General features: G+C 40.3%; 1 pseudogene. It reads right to left on the bottom strand.

The annotated features are described in order from the left end of the window. Positions 1–119 precede the first annotated feature (119 nt). Positions 120–1,016: pseudogene (locus tag A1019T_RS08440) on the bottom strand (type IV pilus twitching motility protein PilT); the annotation flags it as partial. Positions 1,017–1,113 lie beyond the last annotated feature (97 nt).

Raw genomic sequence — 1,113 nt, 5'->3', positions numbered from 1 at the left:
TTTTTGTTGAGTTTTTATTAGTACATTAACTTTAACAATTTTGGACTTCTTTTTTTTGCTTTTTTTTGACCTGCTTATCCCGAACTCAGGTTAACTAAGAATATCTTCTTTTATGCGAATCAGTCAGTCAGATGAGCTGCGGCAATAATTTTATTCTCTACCAACTGCTGTAGCGACTGCTGAAAAGTGCGCATCCCAATAGCATTACTGGTTTGAATGGCAGAGTACATCTGCGCTAATTTATTTTGACGAATTAAATTACGAATGGCTGGAGTAGTCATCATAATCTCATGGGCTGCAATACGTCCCCCATCGATACGCTTCACTAAGACTTGAGAGATGACTGCTTGTAAAGATGCTGACAGCATGGCTCTAACCATCTCTTTTTCGGTTGCAGGAAAGACATCAATAAGTCTGTCTATAGTTTTTGTTGCTGAATTTGTATGCAAGGTGGCAAAGACTAGGTGCCCGGTTTCAGCTGCCGTAAGTGCCAACTGGATACTGCTCAAATCTCTTAACTCGCCAATGACAATAACATCAGGATCCTCTCTTAAAGCAGAGCGAAGCGCAGTGCTAAAATCGGAAGTATGCTGAGACACCTCTCTTTGATTTACCAAGCTTCTTTTTGAGTCATGAATAAACTCAATAGGGTCTTCAATGGTAAGGATATGGACTGGCTTGGTGTTATTAATATGGTCAATTAAAGCCGCTACTGTGGTAGATTTGCCACAGCCTGTGGGGCCGGTAACCAGTACCAGACCTTGGCGAAGGTTGGCGATTTTCTCAAAAGTAGTTAGGGTATCGGGATGAGGTTTTTTGCGGTTAGTGGAAGAGGAAGCTAGGTCCAAATTAGCAGAGCGATTTAAGTTCAGTTGCTCTAAACTAGGAACCTTGGAAGGTATGACTCTAAATACAGCAGCTGTTCCTCGGTTTTGAGTAAATGCATTGACTCTAAAGCGGCCCATTTCGGGTATATAGAAGGCATAATCGATTTCTAGGTTATTTTGAAATTCTTTAGGGGCTGTCCTAGATAAGTAAAATTATTTAGGATAGCACTATGAGAAAGAGTAAACTAAGTTGGTATAAACAAAGCAGACTAATCGAGTTATTTGT

This window comes from Psychrobacter piechaudii, from assembly GCF_900162825.1.
Lineage (GTDB): Bacteria > Pseudomonadota > Gammaproteobacteria > Pseudomonadales > Moraxellaceae > Psychrobacter > Psychrobacter piechaudii.
The sequence above is the reverse complement of the archived record's forward strand: the minus strand, read 5'-3'. Positions and strand labels throughout refer to the sequence as shown.